Origin of the sequence: Candidatus Marinarcus aquaticus (assembly GCF_004116335.1) — a bacterium.
GTDB lineage: Bacteria > Campylobacterota > Campylobacteria > Campylobacterales > Arcobacteraceae > Marinarcus > Marinarcus aquaticus.
In genome coordinates, this window is sequence record NZ_PDKN01000007.1 from 63442 (window position 1) to 78220 (window position 14779).

Consider the following 14779-nt stretch of genomic DNA (forward strand, 5'->3'; position numbering starts at 1 on the left):
ACTATCTTCTCTCTTTTAATTGAACCGATTTTTTTTCATCCAGCTCTTTGACAATGCGTGCACCAAAGAGTTTCACACCACCCTCTTCTTGGTACGCTAACGGCGTATGTTCTGGCTCTTTCCCATTGGTAATATCGACACCAAATGGTACTTCATGCCCCAATCGTGCAAATCGTTCTGTGTCGTATCGGTCAATGGCTGCACCATCTCGCTCTTCAGGTCCAATGATATCTCGGGCTTCTTTACCAAAAATTTTATCCACTTCGTACCATTGTGCGGCTTCATCCCCTTGAAGTGGGTATGTTTTTCTCAATGGGTGGTCGTACCAATCATCGGGCATTAAGATTCGTTTGAGTTTATGGTGGTTAATCACTTTCACCCCATACATATCATACATCTCTCGTTCACTCCAGTTGGCCATTTTAAAAACACCCTCAACACTTTGAAGCTCTTGTTTCTCTTGGATAAATGTTTTCACTCGAAGTCGCTTATGTTTGCTCATTGAAAGCATTTCATAGAAGATTTCAAAGCCACCTTTTTGGGCGATAAAATCAATGGCCGAAAGCTCCATAAGCATATCAAACTCCAACTCTTCTTTAAGCAGAGTTAATACTTTGACGTTATCATCTGGTTTGATATAAAAAACCAAGTGTTCTTGCTCTAAAAAGGCTTCAATGACATCAAACTTTGCTTTGATAGTTTCAAGATCTTTTGCAAACAGGGTATCTTCACTCACATCATATCGAGGCGTATGGGGTACCACATGAAATCTGTCTGTGTAGTACGATTTTCTCTGTACATCTTTTTTAGGACTATATGCTCTCATTACACCAACCTTTTTCGTTTCATGGCTTTACTTGCAGGCTCTCTTCGGATTTTCTTTTGCAGCATCATCAAGGCGTATTGAAGTGTCTCAGGCCGTGGTGCACACCCTGGAAGATAAATATCTACAGGAACGACTCTATCTGCCCCTTGTACAGTTGCATAAGTGTTAAACATACCGCCTGTGTTGGCACAACTTCCCATAGAAATCACCCACTTTGGATCAGGCATTTGGTCATAGAGTCTTCTCATGAACTCGGCGTGTTTTTTTGTCAGTGTTCCTGCAATCACGATACAGTCTGATTGTCTTGGTGAGGCTCTAAAAATTGTACCAAATCGGTCAAAGTCATATCGTGAAGCACCCGTTGCCATCATCTCAATCGCGCAACAGGCCAACCCATATGTCATGGGCCAAACAGAGTTACTTCGTCCAAAATTAATAAACTTATCAATCGAGGTTAAAACGATAGGAGCTCCCCCATCTTTTAAATAGTTTACTTTATGCTGTGCCATTCCAGCGCTCCTTTTTTCCATGCATAGATGAATCCAATGGTCAATAAAAGAATAAACAGAATCATCTCAATAAATCCAAACCATCCCAATACTTTAAAGTCCACTGCCCACGGGAACATAAAGATAATTTCAACATCAAACAAAATAAATAAAAGTGCCATTAAATAGAATTGTACTGAGACAGTGTTTGGCTGTTTTGTTACCTCTGGTCCACATTCATACAGTGTGGTTTTGAGCTTCTCTGTATCTAAACGTGCAAGTTTTCGACTGACCAATCGTGCCAATGCCACTGTGGCAATAAACGCACCAAAAGTCAATAAAAACATGAAAAATGCACCAAAATACGGATGAGCAAAGTCCATATGACTCATAAGTGTCTCCTTGAATATAATTAAAAAATTATAATTACACATAGTAATAAATGCTATATATTAGCCAATAGAGGCTAAAATGCTACTAAATCGCGACTGGTTACATGTAATTATTACATCCACCCTCTTCAAAATGGATATGACTATTTCGTTTGCAGATACCTAATTAAAACGAAATATGTGTTAAGGATATATTAAAGCCGAAAAGGCTTATTTCAAACAAAAGGCCTCTTTTAAAAGAAGCCCACTTTGCTCTCTTTATCAAATTGTGATTTCAACTCTTTTTCAATCTCTTCAATAAATGTTTGAGTTTTAAAAACGGGTTCATCTTCGACCGCCACTTTATAGGCGCTGTTTTTAATCACCATCTCAATTTGCCCTCCGGTTAAAGAGTATTGTGCCAAGCTTTTGACATCAAAGTTCTTTTCAAGCGGCAAATTTTCTGGCAATAGTTTATTCCATAACTCTAATCGTTGTTCTTCATTTGGTTTTACAAACTCAATTTTATAGTTAAATCTTCTTGAAAATGCTTTATCAATGTTTTCAAGCAAGTTTGTAGTTGCAATTAATATACCGTCAAAGCGTTCTATCTGTTCTAAAAAGATATTTTGCATCTGATTGTGCATCTTTTCACTGCCTGACATACCATCCGTTGAACGTGAACTTAAAAACTGATCGGCTTCATTTAGAAGTAAAATGGGCTCAGTTTTGGTCTTTTCACACAACTCTTTATACGTATCAAAGATGCCTCGTACGTTCTTTTCGCTCTCTCCTACATACATGGAAAGAATTTTTGAACAGTCAAAACTCAATACTTGTTTTTTAAGTGATTTAGCCAATGCCAAAGAGGTCAATGTTTTCCCTGTACCAGCAGCACCGTAAAAGATGATTCTGGCATCGATGCCTTTTTTCTTATCTTTAATTCCCCACGCTTTGAGTCGGTTGACAACATTTTTGTCAACTTGTTTCAATAATGCATCCAACGTCTCTCTTGTTTTTGGGTTTAAGACCACATCGTCCAAGCTTTTATTGGATGAAATAAGTTCAAACATATCTTGCTCTTTAATCAACGCATCAAGTTTAATCTTATCTTGTCGGCTCTTCTTTTTTGTAGGGTGTGAAATCTTGTACAAAATATCATCAGGAATATAGAAGTTTCGATTAATCCCTCCAAAAGGGGTGAGCATCTCGTCATAATCGACCAATCCACTTGAAACGAGTTTTGAACTCTCTTCAAGCAGACTTCGGTGTTTGATTTTTTCATAATCATCACTTGAAATGAGTTCAATAAGCGTATTCATATCTCGAATAGACTCATCCCCACCTGCATACTCCTCTTTAAGCAGCGCTAAAAACAGCGTCTGCTCTTGTTCATTCAAATCGTGGTCTTTAAAAAACCCTTCGAGCATGATTTCAGTGGGTGTGACCTTCACACGCTCTTTGATACGGTTTTCAAGCATGGTCAACTTTGACTTTAGGCGGTTGATATTGGGACTGCTTGCATCAAAGTTGTGTTTAGAGATATTGAGTTTTTGTGCCAAATCGATTTTGAAAAACTGATCTTGCAAATACTCCAAGTGGTCGCTGTATTGTTTGACTTCAGGAAGTACAAACTCAGTCAAACCACCTTCTAGTAGTTTTAAAAACATACTGCTTAAAGTCACACTTGAATTCAGAAGCTCCAGTGTTGCGATTTCACTCATTTTAAGATGGTTAAAGTTGCTTTGAACAATCCATCCCAACTCTAAAAGCGATTTAATCTGATTTAACTTATCAAGATGTTCATGTTTTTTCACATCATAAAACTCAGCTAATATGTCATACACCAACACAATGTCATTGCTTCCCACATACTGTTTAAGCATGTATTGTAAAATACGTGCTTCCTCCACCGTACACTTCAATTGTGTATAGATATCGCTTTGTTCCATATCTTGAAGTTCTAAAAACTTGATAATATCTTTCATCTATTGTTTGTCCTGTAACGCTGTTTTATAGCGTTGTAAATTTTTTTCATTTTTGAACTTTACTTCAACGATGTTTTCATCGGTGTGAAGAAAAAGATTCTCTTTTTGTTGTTCTATATTGTTAATACGATTATATTGTACTACAGTTTGACTTTTTTCTATATCCAAACGAAAACTGTTGGGTACAATATATAAACCATCGGGGCACAACCCTTTATACTCCCCTTTTGAGTAGATAACAGCTTGGCACTTTTTGGCTTTTAAATGGTTTTCTATTTGTTCTAAATTGTTATTGTCGTGCCAGTTCAGTCCCAGCACCACAAGGGCAATCACACCCACTAACACTAAAAAAATCATACGCTTCCTTTGAAATGTATATCAATGATGATACACAAAAAACTCTTAAGCGTTTATGGTACCCAAAATAAAAGCAATGGAGAGAATGGAGACGAGAGTTTGCACGGTGATAATAGAGGACATCAGTTTTAAATCTCCTCCCAGTTGTCTTGCTAAGATATAACTTGAACTGGCCGTTGGCATGGATGCAAACAGCACCACCACAACTAAGGATTCATGCGTTAAACCAAAGAGCATGCCCACGGCAAAAATCACAATAGGGAAAACCGCCAGCTTTAAAATAGTGGCCACAAAGAGTTCATACTTGGCTGATTTAATATGTGTCAGTTCCAAACCAACACCCACGGAGAGAAGTCCTAAAGGCAGTGCCGCGGCACTTAAAATAGAGAGCATCTTTATAAAAAACAGAGGCAGGGGTACACTTAAAAAGTTAATCGCTCCACCAATGAAACACGCCACAATCAAAGGGTTCGTTGCGATGGATTTAATAAATTTGATGACATTTAAATCCTCTTTGTTCACATAGTATGAAAACGCCCCGATGCATAAAAAATTGATAAACGGTATGGCAAACGCAATTAACACAGCCGCCGTGATTAACCCCGTGTCGCCTAACAAGGCGTCCACCAAGGCTAAAAAGACGTACGTATTAAAACGAATCGCACCTTGTATGACGGACGTAAAAGAGGCAGGGTTGACTTTTTTAAAAAAGCCTATGAATATCGTTAAAAGCAACATTGCAACCAGTGCAATAAGCCCTGTTAAAACCACATCAAAACTGTTGATTTCACTTAAGTTTGCCGTTGAGAGTTTATAAATCAAAAGAGAAGGAAATAGAATATAATAGGTAAATCTGTCGGCCATTGGCCAAAAATCTGATGAAGGAAATTTCAATCGCTTTAGGAAATATCCCATCGAAATCAATAAAAAAATGGGTATGAGTGTTGTTATTATATTTTGCATTTGCGTATTATATCACAGAAAGGTTAGAGCACAAGGAATACTAAATATTCTAATAGTCTTCACAACTCAATTCAACCTGTTTTATCACTAAAGCTAAAGCTTCTACTGCATTGTCTGGTGGATATTTATATTTTTTAAGAAGTCTTTTTACTTCTCTTCTCATTCTAGCTCTTGTGTTCTCTTTGTATTGCCAATCTATTGTTTTAGAATTTTGTATTGTTTTTGTAAGTTCTATTGCTAACTCTTTTAAGACACTTTCATCCATAGCTTCTTTTACAGTATCAAACTTTGTCAGGGCATCATAAAATGATTTTTCTTCATCTGTTAGTCCCAGTTCATTCCCTTTTAGGAAATCTTCCATCATATCTTTTGACATTTTTAAAAGTTCATCTATCACTTCTGCATTTGTAAGGGCTTTATTATTGTATTTGTTCATCACTTCATTCATCAAAAATGAGAATTTTTCACTCTGAACTAAGTTTGTTTTTTCATACGCTTTTATTTTATTTGATAATAATCTTTTTAGAAGTTCTAAAGCTATATTTTTTCTTTTCATTGAAGATATCTCTTTTAGAAACTCTTCATTAAAAATATCCAACTCACTTTGTTTGATACCTAAAATATCATTAAGTTCTAAAATTGAATCTTTTTGAATAGAATCTTTTACTAAAGTTAAAACTCTTTGATTTATCTCTTTTAGATTAAACTCTTTCCCTTCTAGTTTATTTAAAGCACTTTTTACTGCTTTAAAATAAGCAATCTCTAGTTTCATATCATCATCAAGCATTGAGTTACAAAGTGTTTGTGCTGCATTTAATTCACTTACTTTTTTATTAAACTCTTTTTTTATATTTTCTTCACCATAACTTTCTATTAAAACGTGTTCTAGACCATCACCAATAAGAGTTAATCTATTTTTATCGCTTCCTGTTTTAAAACTACTATAATCAAAAGCTGAAAAAAGTTTTCTCAAGAAAGTTAAAGAATCTTCTAACTTATGGAAAGCTTCATCAAGGTTTAACTCAACTTTATCCTTATCTCTTCTTGTATATGTTTGTAATGCCTCTTTTAGTGAGCCCATAATTCCTATATAATCAACTACAAGTCCACCTACTTTGTCTTTAAAAACCCTATTTATTCTAGCTATAGCTTGCATTAGATTGTGTGATTTCATAGGTTTATCAATATACATTGTACTCATAGAAGGTACATCAAATCCAGTAAGCCACATATCCACAACAATTACTATTTTTAATTCATCATTTATATCTTTGATTCTTTTTGCTAAATAAACCCTATCCTCTTTTGTGGTTTCATATTTTTTTAAAAGTTCATCATCACTTGCACTTGATGTCATAACAACTTTTATTTTTCCTTTATCCATATCATCACTATGCCAAGAAGGTCGAAGTTTAATAATTTGGTCATAAAGATTTACTGCTATTTTTCTATTCATACAAACTATCATCGCTTTGTCTAAAAACTTTGGAGCAAGTATTAGTTCTCTGTCTTCATAGTGAGTTACTATATCCATAGCTAACATCTCTAGTCTATGGGCATCTCCTACTATCTCTTCTAGCTTTGTGAATTTTCTTTTTGATTCATCAATAAGCTCTATAGGTGCGCCTTCATCTTCTAGTTTTTCATACTCTTCATCAATCTCATTTAAAACTTTTTCATCTAATTTTAGTTTTGCAATTCTACTTTCATAATATATCTTTACAGTTGAGCCATCTTCTACAGCTTGGGTCATATCATAAATATCAACCTCATCCCCGAAAATCTCCCTTGTGGATTTATCACTATTTTCTATTGGAGTTCCTGTAAAACCTATAAAAGTTGCATTTGGTAAGGCGTCTCTAATATGTTTGGCATATCCATAGCTTATTTTCCCTGTTTTTGTGTCAACCTTTGCTTCTAAGCCATATTGACTTCTGTGGGCTTCATCTGCAATAAGTATAATATCCCTTCTATCACTTAAACACTCTATTTGTACTTCATCATCTTTTAGAGCAAATTTTTGAATTGTGGTAAATATTATTCCTCCACTTTCTCTATTTAACTTATCTCTTAAATCATCTTTATCTTCTATTTGTATTGGTGTTTGTCTTAAGATACTATTTGCTTTTGAAAAAGTAGTAAATAGTTGCATATCTAAATCATTTCTATCGGTTAATATTATTACCGTAGGATTTTTCAAAGCTTGTATGATAGAGCTTGTATAAAATACCATAGAGAGTGATTTTCCACTTCCTTGTGTATGCCATACAAGACCTGCTTTTTTTGATTTCTCTAAGATTGAGCTTACCGTAGAATCCACTGCTTTTTTTACTGCAAAATATTGATGATAGGCACTTAATATCTTTGTGCTTTTTACCCCATCTTCTACAAAAACAATAAAGTTTTTTATAATATCTAAAAGTCTACTTTTTTCAAACATTCCTAAAAGTAAAGTTTCTATTTGAATATGTGAATTTAATTTTACTCCATCTACACTTTTCCAAGCACTAAATCTCTCAAGATTTGAGCTTATGGTTCCAGCTTTGGCATTTACTCCATCACTTATCACCATAAAAGCATTTGTATTAAATAGACTTGGAATCTTTTTTATATAAGTTTGCAATTGATTATAAGCTTTTTCACACCCTACTTTTTCATTTGATAAGGACTTTAACTCAAAAACAACCAGAGGCAAGCCATTTATAAAAACTATCAAATCAGGTCGTCTCTCATCAAACTCTACGATAGTAAACTGATTGACTATCAGAAATTCATTTTTTGAAATATCTTTAAAATCAAAAAGATATACCTTGTCCCCTTTGTCATTTCCATCTTTATCTTTATAGACAACATCCACACCTTCTACTAAATACTTATGAAAGGTCTTATTATTTTCACTCATCATAGGTGAATTTGGGTGAATAACTTGTTTGAATACATCTTCTAAAATATCTTTTGCAATAGTAGGATTAATCCTTTTTAAGCTATCAAAGAATTTCTCTTTTAGAATAACTTCATGAAAATCATCTCTAGCACTCTCTACTGTTTCTGGAGCTATATCTATACCACTTTTATACTCATAAGCTAAATCATTTTCAAAGATTTGTATTACTGCTTGTTCTAAATTGTTTTCGTAAAAGTTATTCATTAGGTTAAAACCCTTTCAATTATAGTAAAGTCCGTACTTAAGTAATCTTTAATCCCATATAAGTAATAATTCTTATGCTCATTTACCAAAGATGTAAAAAGAGATGGGGTGCTCGCCTGCCCAAACTGGCGACCATTTTTTATTAAATCCATGTTGACAATCCTAAATTCAAATCACCTGACTTTTCATATCTATCTTGATATGTCGATTTATTATAATTATCATCAATATAAAAAGCTGTTACTAAAAAACTGCTGTTTATATTTAGTTTTTCTATAATTACAACATAATCATGCGATTTTGCCCAAATATACAAACGAAGTTTTCCTCTATTTTGACCTTCTGTCTCTCTATAAAAAAAAGCAAATATATTTTCTTCAATTTTATTAAAATTTTGTATTAGATATTTTATCCATCTTATTCTTTTTGCACGATTTTTATCAAATTTTCTTATTTTTTTCTTTTGTTTAATTCTACCTCTTCTAACCCAAACTTCTTTTTCTCTTGTTATCACATGCCAAAATATCTTAGGTTTACTTCTTTTCATTGAATTCATATCTATATCAATATTATATTGATTATTTAAAACTGTTGTATTAATTATAAAATCATCTTCAAAGTATTTGTATAAAATTTCTAAATTTTCCCTAACTGTTTTAGTACTATCATATTGAACTATAAGACTTGTCATCTACCGTATCCTGCTTGATGATGAAAGATATTAAACTTTGACTCTTCTCTTGATGTATTCAGTAATAAACTTCGTCCATGTTTTTGTTCTATATGGTCATAAATTTTATTTTTAATCTCACTTCTATGTTCTATATCTTCTCTTTTTTTGTATACAATTGCACCTATTAAAAAATCTGCTAACTGTAATAATACTGCTTCATGGGAACGAATCATTTGAAAATTTAGAATAATATTATGATGTTTTTTTGATACTAAATATTGTTCTAAGATCCTTAATTGTTCAGCTCCATTGGAGTCTTTATAGTCTGTATAAACATAATAATTATTGTTTACTTCTAACATCGGTTCAAAAGCTAAATACATCAGTTTATAATAAAAATTATCATGACTACCATCATTATAAGTATTGTGGTCTAATACAGTTTTATCACTTGTAATCGCACGAAATCTCAAAAAATCGCTTTCAAAGAAATAATCTATTAGTGCTTTATAAAACTCTATCCCAGATGGACTAACTTTAGTCCATTTTAGCTCATGAAAAGCATTATGTTTATATTTTAAGTATTTAATATATCTAGTGGCTTCTGTAAATTTCTCTTTTTTACAAAAGATTGCTCCTCCACCCATAATATTTATACCATCATTCTCTAAGTGGCATGTTTCATCGAAAAATACTTTATATTCCATTTTTATACCTTTTATAAAACCAAATCATTTATATTTTTTGGTATTTCTAAACTATCAATAAAATTATCAAATTTATCCATATCTAAAACACCTATCTCTTCGTAACCTAACAATGAAAGTTTTTCTCTTACTTTTGTTCTTGATATATCATTGTTTACAATAAACTCATAAAGTGCTTTATTTTGAGGGAATCTTTTTTCTATATATTCTAAAACTTTTGTTTTATAATCTTTTTTCTCTTCTATCTCTACACTTACCTCTTCATAAGAAACTACTTTTTCTTTCTCACTTTCATTGTCTACATAGTTGTGTTTTAAGTATTTTGCTAAATGTTCTGGTTCAGGGAATAAGCTATATCTATTTATTCCTATTTGATCAAGTTCTTCAAGCAATTGTTTTTTATACTCTTTAGGAATGATAATTCTATTTTCATCCCTTTTTACATCAAATTTTATTTTTTTATCATAGCTGCTTTTATTTGAAAAAATAAAAAAATCTCCATCTTGTTTTATCACTCTGTTATTATTTTTATTACTTTTTACTAATGCAAACTCTTTGTTAAGTATTCTCTCTAACTCTTTTTTTGAAAGCTCTATGCCTAACTGCTCTTTTACAAAACTATAAAAACTATTTATTCCAAAATCATACTTTACTTTTGGAAGTAAAGAGATAATATCTACCTCTTTTTTATCATAATTTTCAAGTTCGCTAAAAATATATACCGCTCCGTCACTACATTTTTTGCAATCTTTCTTATCAGTACACTCTTTTTCACATTTTTGATGAGTAATACAAGCAAAATATAAAGCCACTAAAGAGTTTTTTGTGATATCTAAAAGTCTAGTTGGTAAGCCTTGGTGTTGCATATATACAAGCTTATCTATGACTGAACTAAGTTTTGACATCTCATTATAAAGGTTTCTTTCCATTTCATGGTAAAGATTGTGTTCATTGAACAGATGGTCTCGAAATACACTTGGTACCAAATCCCAATTTGCATTACTTTGACCTCTAAAATAGTTGGTATATTGTTTCTCTGCGGGTAATTCCAAACTTTTTATTTGTTCTTTGACACTTTTCAAATAATCCTCTACATGTTTTATTGTCATCTTATACCCTTATCTCACCACTTATAAGTTTTGGTAAAAGAGAATCTCTTTGTTGTTTTAATATTTTATTTTGTTGTTGATTTTGTTGGATTTGTTCAAAAATTGGTTTTGATAAAGTATAATAATTATCTAAAATTTCTTTTTTAGGAAATATTATTTTTAGCATATTTAAATCACTTATTGTTATTTGAGACTGTGCGGAACCAGAATCTAAATATCTTAACTTCTTTCTAGTTAAGACATAAAATAAGTAATATTTAATTTCTTCCTCATCTAATGGTAATACAATTGATAAGTTAGTTATCCATGATTTTTTAGGTGAAAACTTGACATCCCCAGTTCCCCCAACACCTCTTGCTACAATAATTAATTCACTATTTTCATATAAATACTCTTTATGAAAACCTGAAATTTTGTAACCACTATAAACAGGATAACCTTTAGAAACTAAATCTTTTTTATTAGGCATTTTCCCATATTTCATTGAGACAATTTTTTCGAGCTTTTTCACTTCCCAATCAATAGGTATTTTCCCCAATTCGCTTGGTTTCATCTCTCCACCACTATCTTTATAGGGTTTGCCTTGATTATTTGGAAAATTGAAGTTTTCAAACCACTCTTTAAAAAGTGTACTTGCCATCTCTTCTAAGGTTTGATTTATTTGATTATTGGTTTCTATTTTATCATCAAAACCAGACAAAATATCTGCTATTCTTTTTTGTTCATTTATATCTGATGGATATTTTATTTGAAAATTCATAATTCTATTTGGAGCTGTATGTCGGACTGTTGTTCCCGTTGCACTTCCTAATACATGACCTCTGTAATCATTTGAACAAAAAATATAATATAAAAAAATTTTATGTAAATCATCATTAAGAAATTCTATTTTCCCTAATCTTTGATTATGTAGTAAAACTTTATTATCTAGGGTTGGAACTAATAATGGATATCCTAAAGTATCTCCCGCCTTACTCAAATCAGTCATTGTAACTAATAAATCATTTTGATTTAAAATATACTCTTCAGGAATATATCCATTTTTTGAATAATATTTAAATTTATCAGATTTAAATCCTCCTAATATTTTAAAATTTCCAGGAGTTAAAAGAATATATTTTGTCTCATTATCTGAAAAGTCTTTCCCTTTAAAGGCATATCCATGTTTAATATCAATAAATAAACTAAGCTGTTTTTCTTTCCACCCTTGAGGTAATCCATTACTCACTTTGCCACCTCATAATAAGTATTTCTACCACTTCCACATCTTATAATCACTTTCTTATCAAGCATTTGGCTTAGTATTTCCCTTACTCTTCTATCCTTTAGATTTAAAAGCTTTTCTACCTCTTTTGGGGTAATAGTTTTATTTAAATATATTTGTTCTAGCACTGTTTTTTCTTGCTCAGTTAGTATTCCGGCGGTTTCCGGTGGTATTCCGGCGGTTTCCGGCGGTATTCGTTTGTAATCGTCCGTTTTTATATCTTTCGGACGATAAAACTCCACATCTACAAAGTCATTTTTTTCTTCTATCATTGGCTCTTTTAAATCACTTTCAAGACAAAGGTTTTTTATCCTTTTTATTCCACTTCCCCACTGTTCTATTAGTCCCAACTCTTTAAAAATATTTGCTAATACTTTGTTTCTAGTCTCACTTCGACCATTTTCTATATCCTCTTTTGTGATAGTATTTGGGAAGCTTCCAGGGCTTACAATATTTACAATATCATCATAGACCCCTACTTTTATATCCCTTCCACTATTGGTATAGTCCCTATGAATAAAAGCATTTATCAAAGCTTCTCTTAGGGCTACAAGGGGTATCTCATAGGTATCTGTTCTTTGGAGTGCTTTTATCTCACCTTTTAGATTTATATGATTTAGTATAAAGTTTTGTGTATTTTCAAGGTTTGAGAAAATATCTCTTTGGTACTCTTTTTTATCTATAAACATATCCATGGTGATACCTTTAAATTTTGCGCACTTTACACTAGTGTGAGAAAAGGTTCCAAGGATGATAAGCAAAGCATTTGTAGCATAGGTTTTACTTGACTCTTTTTTGATAAGTTTTAGGTTCTCTAACTTTTTCTCATCTAAAGTTTTTCCTGCACTTTTAAAACTCTCATATAGTGGTGTTAAGTCTAAAGATTCAAATTCAATCTCATAATTTACCTCTTCATCAAAACCTATATTTCTTTTTTGTCTCTCTAGTTCAAGGATATTTTCATACTCTGCTTTTCTATTACTTGCACCTACTCGTATGTAAGTTCCTTGATTTTTACCTTCACTTTTTAGATAATAGGGCAAAAGGTTTCCCCTAAAAACTTCTACTACTAAAAGGAGTTTTTCTTCACAATTTACAGTATAGATTTCAGGAAGAATATTTGGAGTACAGTTATCATAGATAATAGAAGCTATTTTATCTTGAACTTCAAAGATATTTTCCTCTTCTATTCCTACTATATTTCTATCATCATCTACTCCAATGATTAGTTTTCCTCCAGCTGTATTGGAAAAAGAGATTACTGTTTTAGCTATTTTTTTATTTTCTGGTAGTTCTTGCTTAAACTCTAAAGTCTTACTCTCTCCTAAAGTAATCTGCTCAATTAATGTCATAGCCTAAGCCTTTTAGATTCTCTTTTATCTGTTTTTCTAAAATATTTGACTTCTCAAACTGCTCTTTTAGTTGAGTGGATAACTTTGTCATTTTCTCTTCAAAAGGTATACCATCATCTTCTTCTTGAGCTATTCCTACATATCGCCCAGGAGTTAACACATAATCATGTTTTTGTATCTCTTCAAGGCGTGCACACTTGCAAAATCCTTTTATATCTTTATAATTTCCCTCTTTGTTTTTATATGCATGATAAGTGCTAGCTATGGATTTAATTTCCTCTTCACTTAATTCACGGTGTTTTCTTGTAACCATCTCCCCAAGATTTCTTGCATCTATAAAAAGTGTTTCACCACATCTATTTCTATAGTTTTCATGGGATTTATTTTGAGAAAGTATCCAAAGACATACAGGAATACCTGTAGAGTAAAAAAGTTTATCAGGAAGTGCAACGATGGCATCTACTTTGTCATCTTCTATCATAGCCCGTCTTATATTGCCTTCATTTGAAGTATTTGAGCTAAGACTTCCATTTGCAAGTACAACTGCACCTAGTCCTGCTCTAGTTCCAAGATGAGTTAGGATATGAGATAGCCAAGCATAGTTTGCATTTCCAACAGGAGGAATTCCCCATTGCCATCTATCATCATCTTTAAGTCTCTCTCCTCCCCAATCAGAGATATTAAAAGGGGGATTCGCCATAGCAAAATCTGCTTTAAGATTTTTGTGCAAATCGTTGTGAAAACTATCTGCATGGTGAGCACCAAGATTCCCATCAAGACCACGAATAGCCAAGTTCATTTTACACAATCTCCAAGTAGTAGGATTACTCTCTTGCCCATATATTGAGATATTATTTATATTTTGTGAATGCTCTTGAATAAATTTTCCAGACTGAATAAACATACCACCACTTCCACAAGCTGGGTCATACACTCTTCCTTTATATGGTTCTATCATCTCAACAATAGTTTTTACAACAGAAGTTGGAGTATAAAACTCACCCCCTGTAATATCAGCAAAAGCATTTAAAAAGTATTCATATACTCTACCCATCAAATCTTTTTCATCATGATATTTTGCAGATACATTTGTAATCAAAGTAATAAGCTCTCCAAGTTTTGTTTTATCTAAATCTGGTTTTGCATATCTTTTGTCCATTACACCCTTTAAAGAGTTATTCTCTTTTTCTATTTGCAAAAGGGCATTGTCTACTAATTTTCCTATTTCTGGTGAATTTGCATTATCTCTTAAAACTTGCCATCTTGATTCTTTTGGGACCCAAAAAATATTATCCATGATATATTCATCTTTATCTTCCTCAAAACCATCACCTTCTTGTACAAGTTTTTCATAACGTTCATTAAATTTATCAGAGATATATTTTAAGAAAATAAGACCTAAAACAATGTGTTTATACTCTCCCGCATCCATATTGTTTCTAAGCTTATCAGCCATCTTAAAAAGTTCTTTTTCAAATCCTACATTTGCAGTAGTTGTCATATATTTTATTCCTAAGTTTTCATAAATAATTT

General features: G+C 32.2%; 13 protein-coding genes. All 13 read right to left on the reverse strand.

The genetic code is table 11. The features are described 5' to 3' along the window. Window position 1: 1 nt before the first annotated feature. Window positions 2-826: an NADH-quinone oxidoreductase subunit C gene (locus tag CRV04_RS09980; protein WP_128996707.1), complete on the reverse strand. Its 825-nt coding sequence runs from the start codon at window positions 824-826 to the stop codon at window positions 2-4. Then, window positions 826-1335 carry a NuoB/complex I 20 kDa subunit family protein gene (locus CRV04_RS09985; RefSeq protein WP_128996708.1) on the reverse strand — a complete coding sequence of 170 codons (510 nt, stop codon included), beginning with the start codon at window positions 1333-1335 and terminating at the stop codon, window positions 826-828. Before CRV04_RS09985 ends, CRV04_RS09980 begins: the two co-directional genes overlap by 1 nt. After that, window positions 1317-1706, reverse strand: coding sequence for an NAD(P)H-quinone oxidoreductase subunit 3 (locus CRV04_RS09990; protein ID WP_128996709.1), 390 nt, complete (start codon window positions 1704-1706; stop codon window positions 1317-1319). Before CRV04_RS09990 ends, CRV04_RS09985 begins: the two co-directional genes overlap by 19 nt. A 233-nt stretch (window positions 1707-1939) precedes the next feature. After that, window positions 1940-3673, reverse strand: a complete 1734-nt coding sequence (locus CRV04_RS09995) for an ATP-binding protein (protein WP_128996710.1) — start codon at window positions 3671-3673, stop codon at window positions 1940-1942. Then, window positions 3674-4030: a hypothetical protein gene (locus tag CRV04_RS10000; RefSeq protein ID WP_128996711.1), complete on the reverse strand. Its 357-nt coding sequence runs from the start codon at window positions 4028-4030 to the stop codon at window positions 3674-3676. Window positions 4031-4075: 45 nt separating this feature from the next. Continuing rightward, window positions 4076-4993: an AEC family transporter gene (locus CRV04_RS10005; protein WP_128996712.1), complete on the reverse strand. Its 918-nt coding sequence runs from the start codon at window positions 4991-4993 to the stop codon at window positions 4076-4078. Window positions 4994-5042: 49 nt separating this feature from the next. Then, window positions 5043-8141, reverse strand: coding sequence for a type I restriction endonuclease subunit R (locus CRV04_RS10010; RefSeq protein ID WP_128996713.1), 3099 nt, complete (start codon window positions 8139-8141; stop codon window positions 5043-5045). Window positions 8142-8283: 142 nt separating this feature from the next. After that, the gene (locus CRV04_RS10015) at window positions 8284-8832 is read right to left on the reverse strand and encodes a hypothetical protein (protein ID WP_128996714.1); all 549 of its coding nucleotides are present in this window, start codon (window positions 8830-8832) and stop codon (window positions 8284-8286) included. Next, the gene (locus CRV04_RS10020) at window positions 8829-9521 is read right to left on the reverse strand and encodes a DUF3800 domain-containing protein (RefSeq protein ID WP_128996715.1); all 693 of its coding nucleotides are present in this window, start codon (window positions 9519-9521) and stop codon (window positions 8829-8831) included. The genes CRV04_RS10015 and CRV04_RS10020 overlap by 4 nt, the downstream gene beginning before the upstream one ends. 11 nt (window positions 9522-9532) lie before the next feature. Further along, window positions 9533-10630, reverse strand: coding sequence for an FRG domain-containing protein (locus CRV04_RS10025; protein ID WP_128996716.1), 1098 nt, complete (start codon window positions 10628-10630; stop codon window positions 9533-9535). Window position 10631: 1 nt separating this feature from the next. Continuing rightward, window positions 10632-11858, reverse strand: coding sequence for a restriction endonuclease subunit S (locus CRV04_RS10030; RefSeq protein WP_128996717.1), 1227 nt, complete (start codon window positions 11856-11858; stop codon window positions 10632-10634). Then, window positions 11855-13246 carry an RNA-binding domain-containing protein gene (locus CRV04_RS10035; protein ID WP_128996718.1) on the reverse strand — a complete coding sequence of 464 codons (1392 nt, stop codon included), beginning with the start codon at window positions 13244-13246 and terminating at the stop codon, window positions 11855-11857. The genes CRV04_RS10030 and CRV04_RS10035 overlap by 4 nt, the downstream gene beginning before the upstream one ends. Then, on the reverse strand, window positions 13233-14747 hold the full coding sequence (locus tag CRV04_RS10040; RefSeq protein WP_128996719.1) for a type I restriction-modification system subunit M: 1515 nt from the start codon (window positions 14745-14747) through the stop codon (window positions 13233-13235). The genes CRV04_RS10035 and CRV04_RS10040 overlap by 14 nt, the downstream gene beginning before the upstream one ends. Between the last annotated feature and the right edge of the window lie 32 nt (window positions 14748-14779).

Coding starts and splice junctions, on each gene's coding strand:
- CRV04_RS09980 (WP_128996707.1), bottom strand. CDS start 826: ATGAGAGCATATAGTCCTAAAAAAGATGTACAGAGAAAATCGTACTAC.
- CRV04_RS09985 (WP_128996708.1), bottom strand. CDS start 1,335: ATGGCACAGCATAAAGTAAACTATTTAAAAGATGGGGGAGCTCCTATC.
- CRV04_RS09990 (WP_128996709.1), bottom strand. CDS start 1,706: ATGAGTCATATGGACTTTGCTCATCCGTATTTTGGTGCATTTTTCATG.
- CRV04_RS09995 (WP_128996710.1), bottom strand. CDS start 3,673: ATGAAAGATATTATCAAGTTTTTAGAACTTCAAGATATGGAACAAAGC.
- CRV04_RS10000 (WP_128996711.1), bottom strand. CDS start 4,030: ATGATTTTTTTAGTGTTAGTGGGTGTGATTGCCCTTGTGGTGCTGGGA.
- CRV04_RS10005 (WP_128996712.1), bottom strand. CDS start 4,993: ATGCAAAATATAATAACAACACTCATACCCATTTTTTTATTGATTTCG.
- CRV04_RS10010 (WP_128996713.1), bottom strand. CDS start 8,141: ATGAATAACTTTTACGAAAACAATTTAGAACAAGCAGTAATACAAATC.
- CRV04_RS10015 (WP_128996714.1), bottom strand. CDS start 8,832: ATGACAAGTCTTATAGTTCAATATGATAGTACTAAAACAGTTAGGGAA.
- CRV04_RS10020 (WP_128996715.1), bottom strand. CDS start 9,521: ATGGAATATAAAGTATTTTTCGATGAAACATGCCACTTAGAGAATGAT.
- CRV04_RS10025 (WP_128996716.1), bottom strand. CDS start 10,630: ATGACAATAAAACATGTAGAGGATTATTTGAAAAGTGTCAAAGAACAA.
- CRV04_RS10035 (WP_128996718.1), bottom strand. CDS start 13,246: ATGACATTAATTGAGCAGATTACTTTAGGAGAGAGTAAGACTTTAGAG.
- CRV04_RS10040 (WP_128996719.1), bottom strand. CDS start 14,747: ATGACAACTACTGCAAATGTAGGATTTGAAAAAGAACTTTTTAAGATG.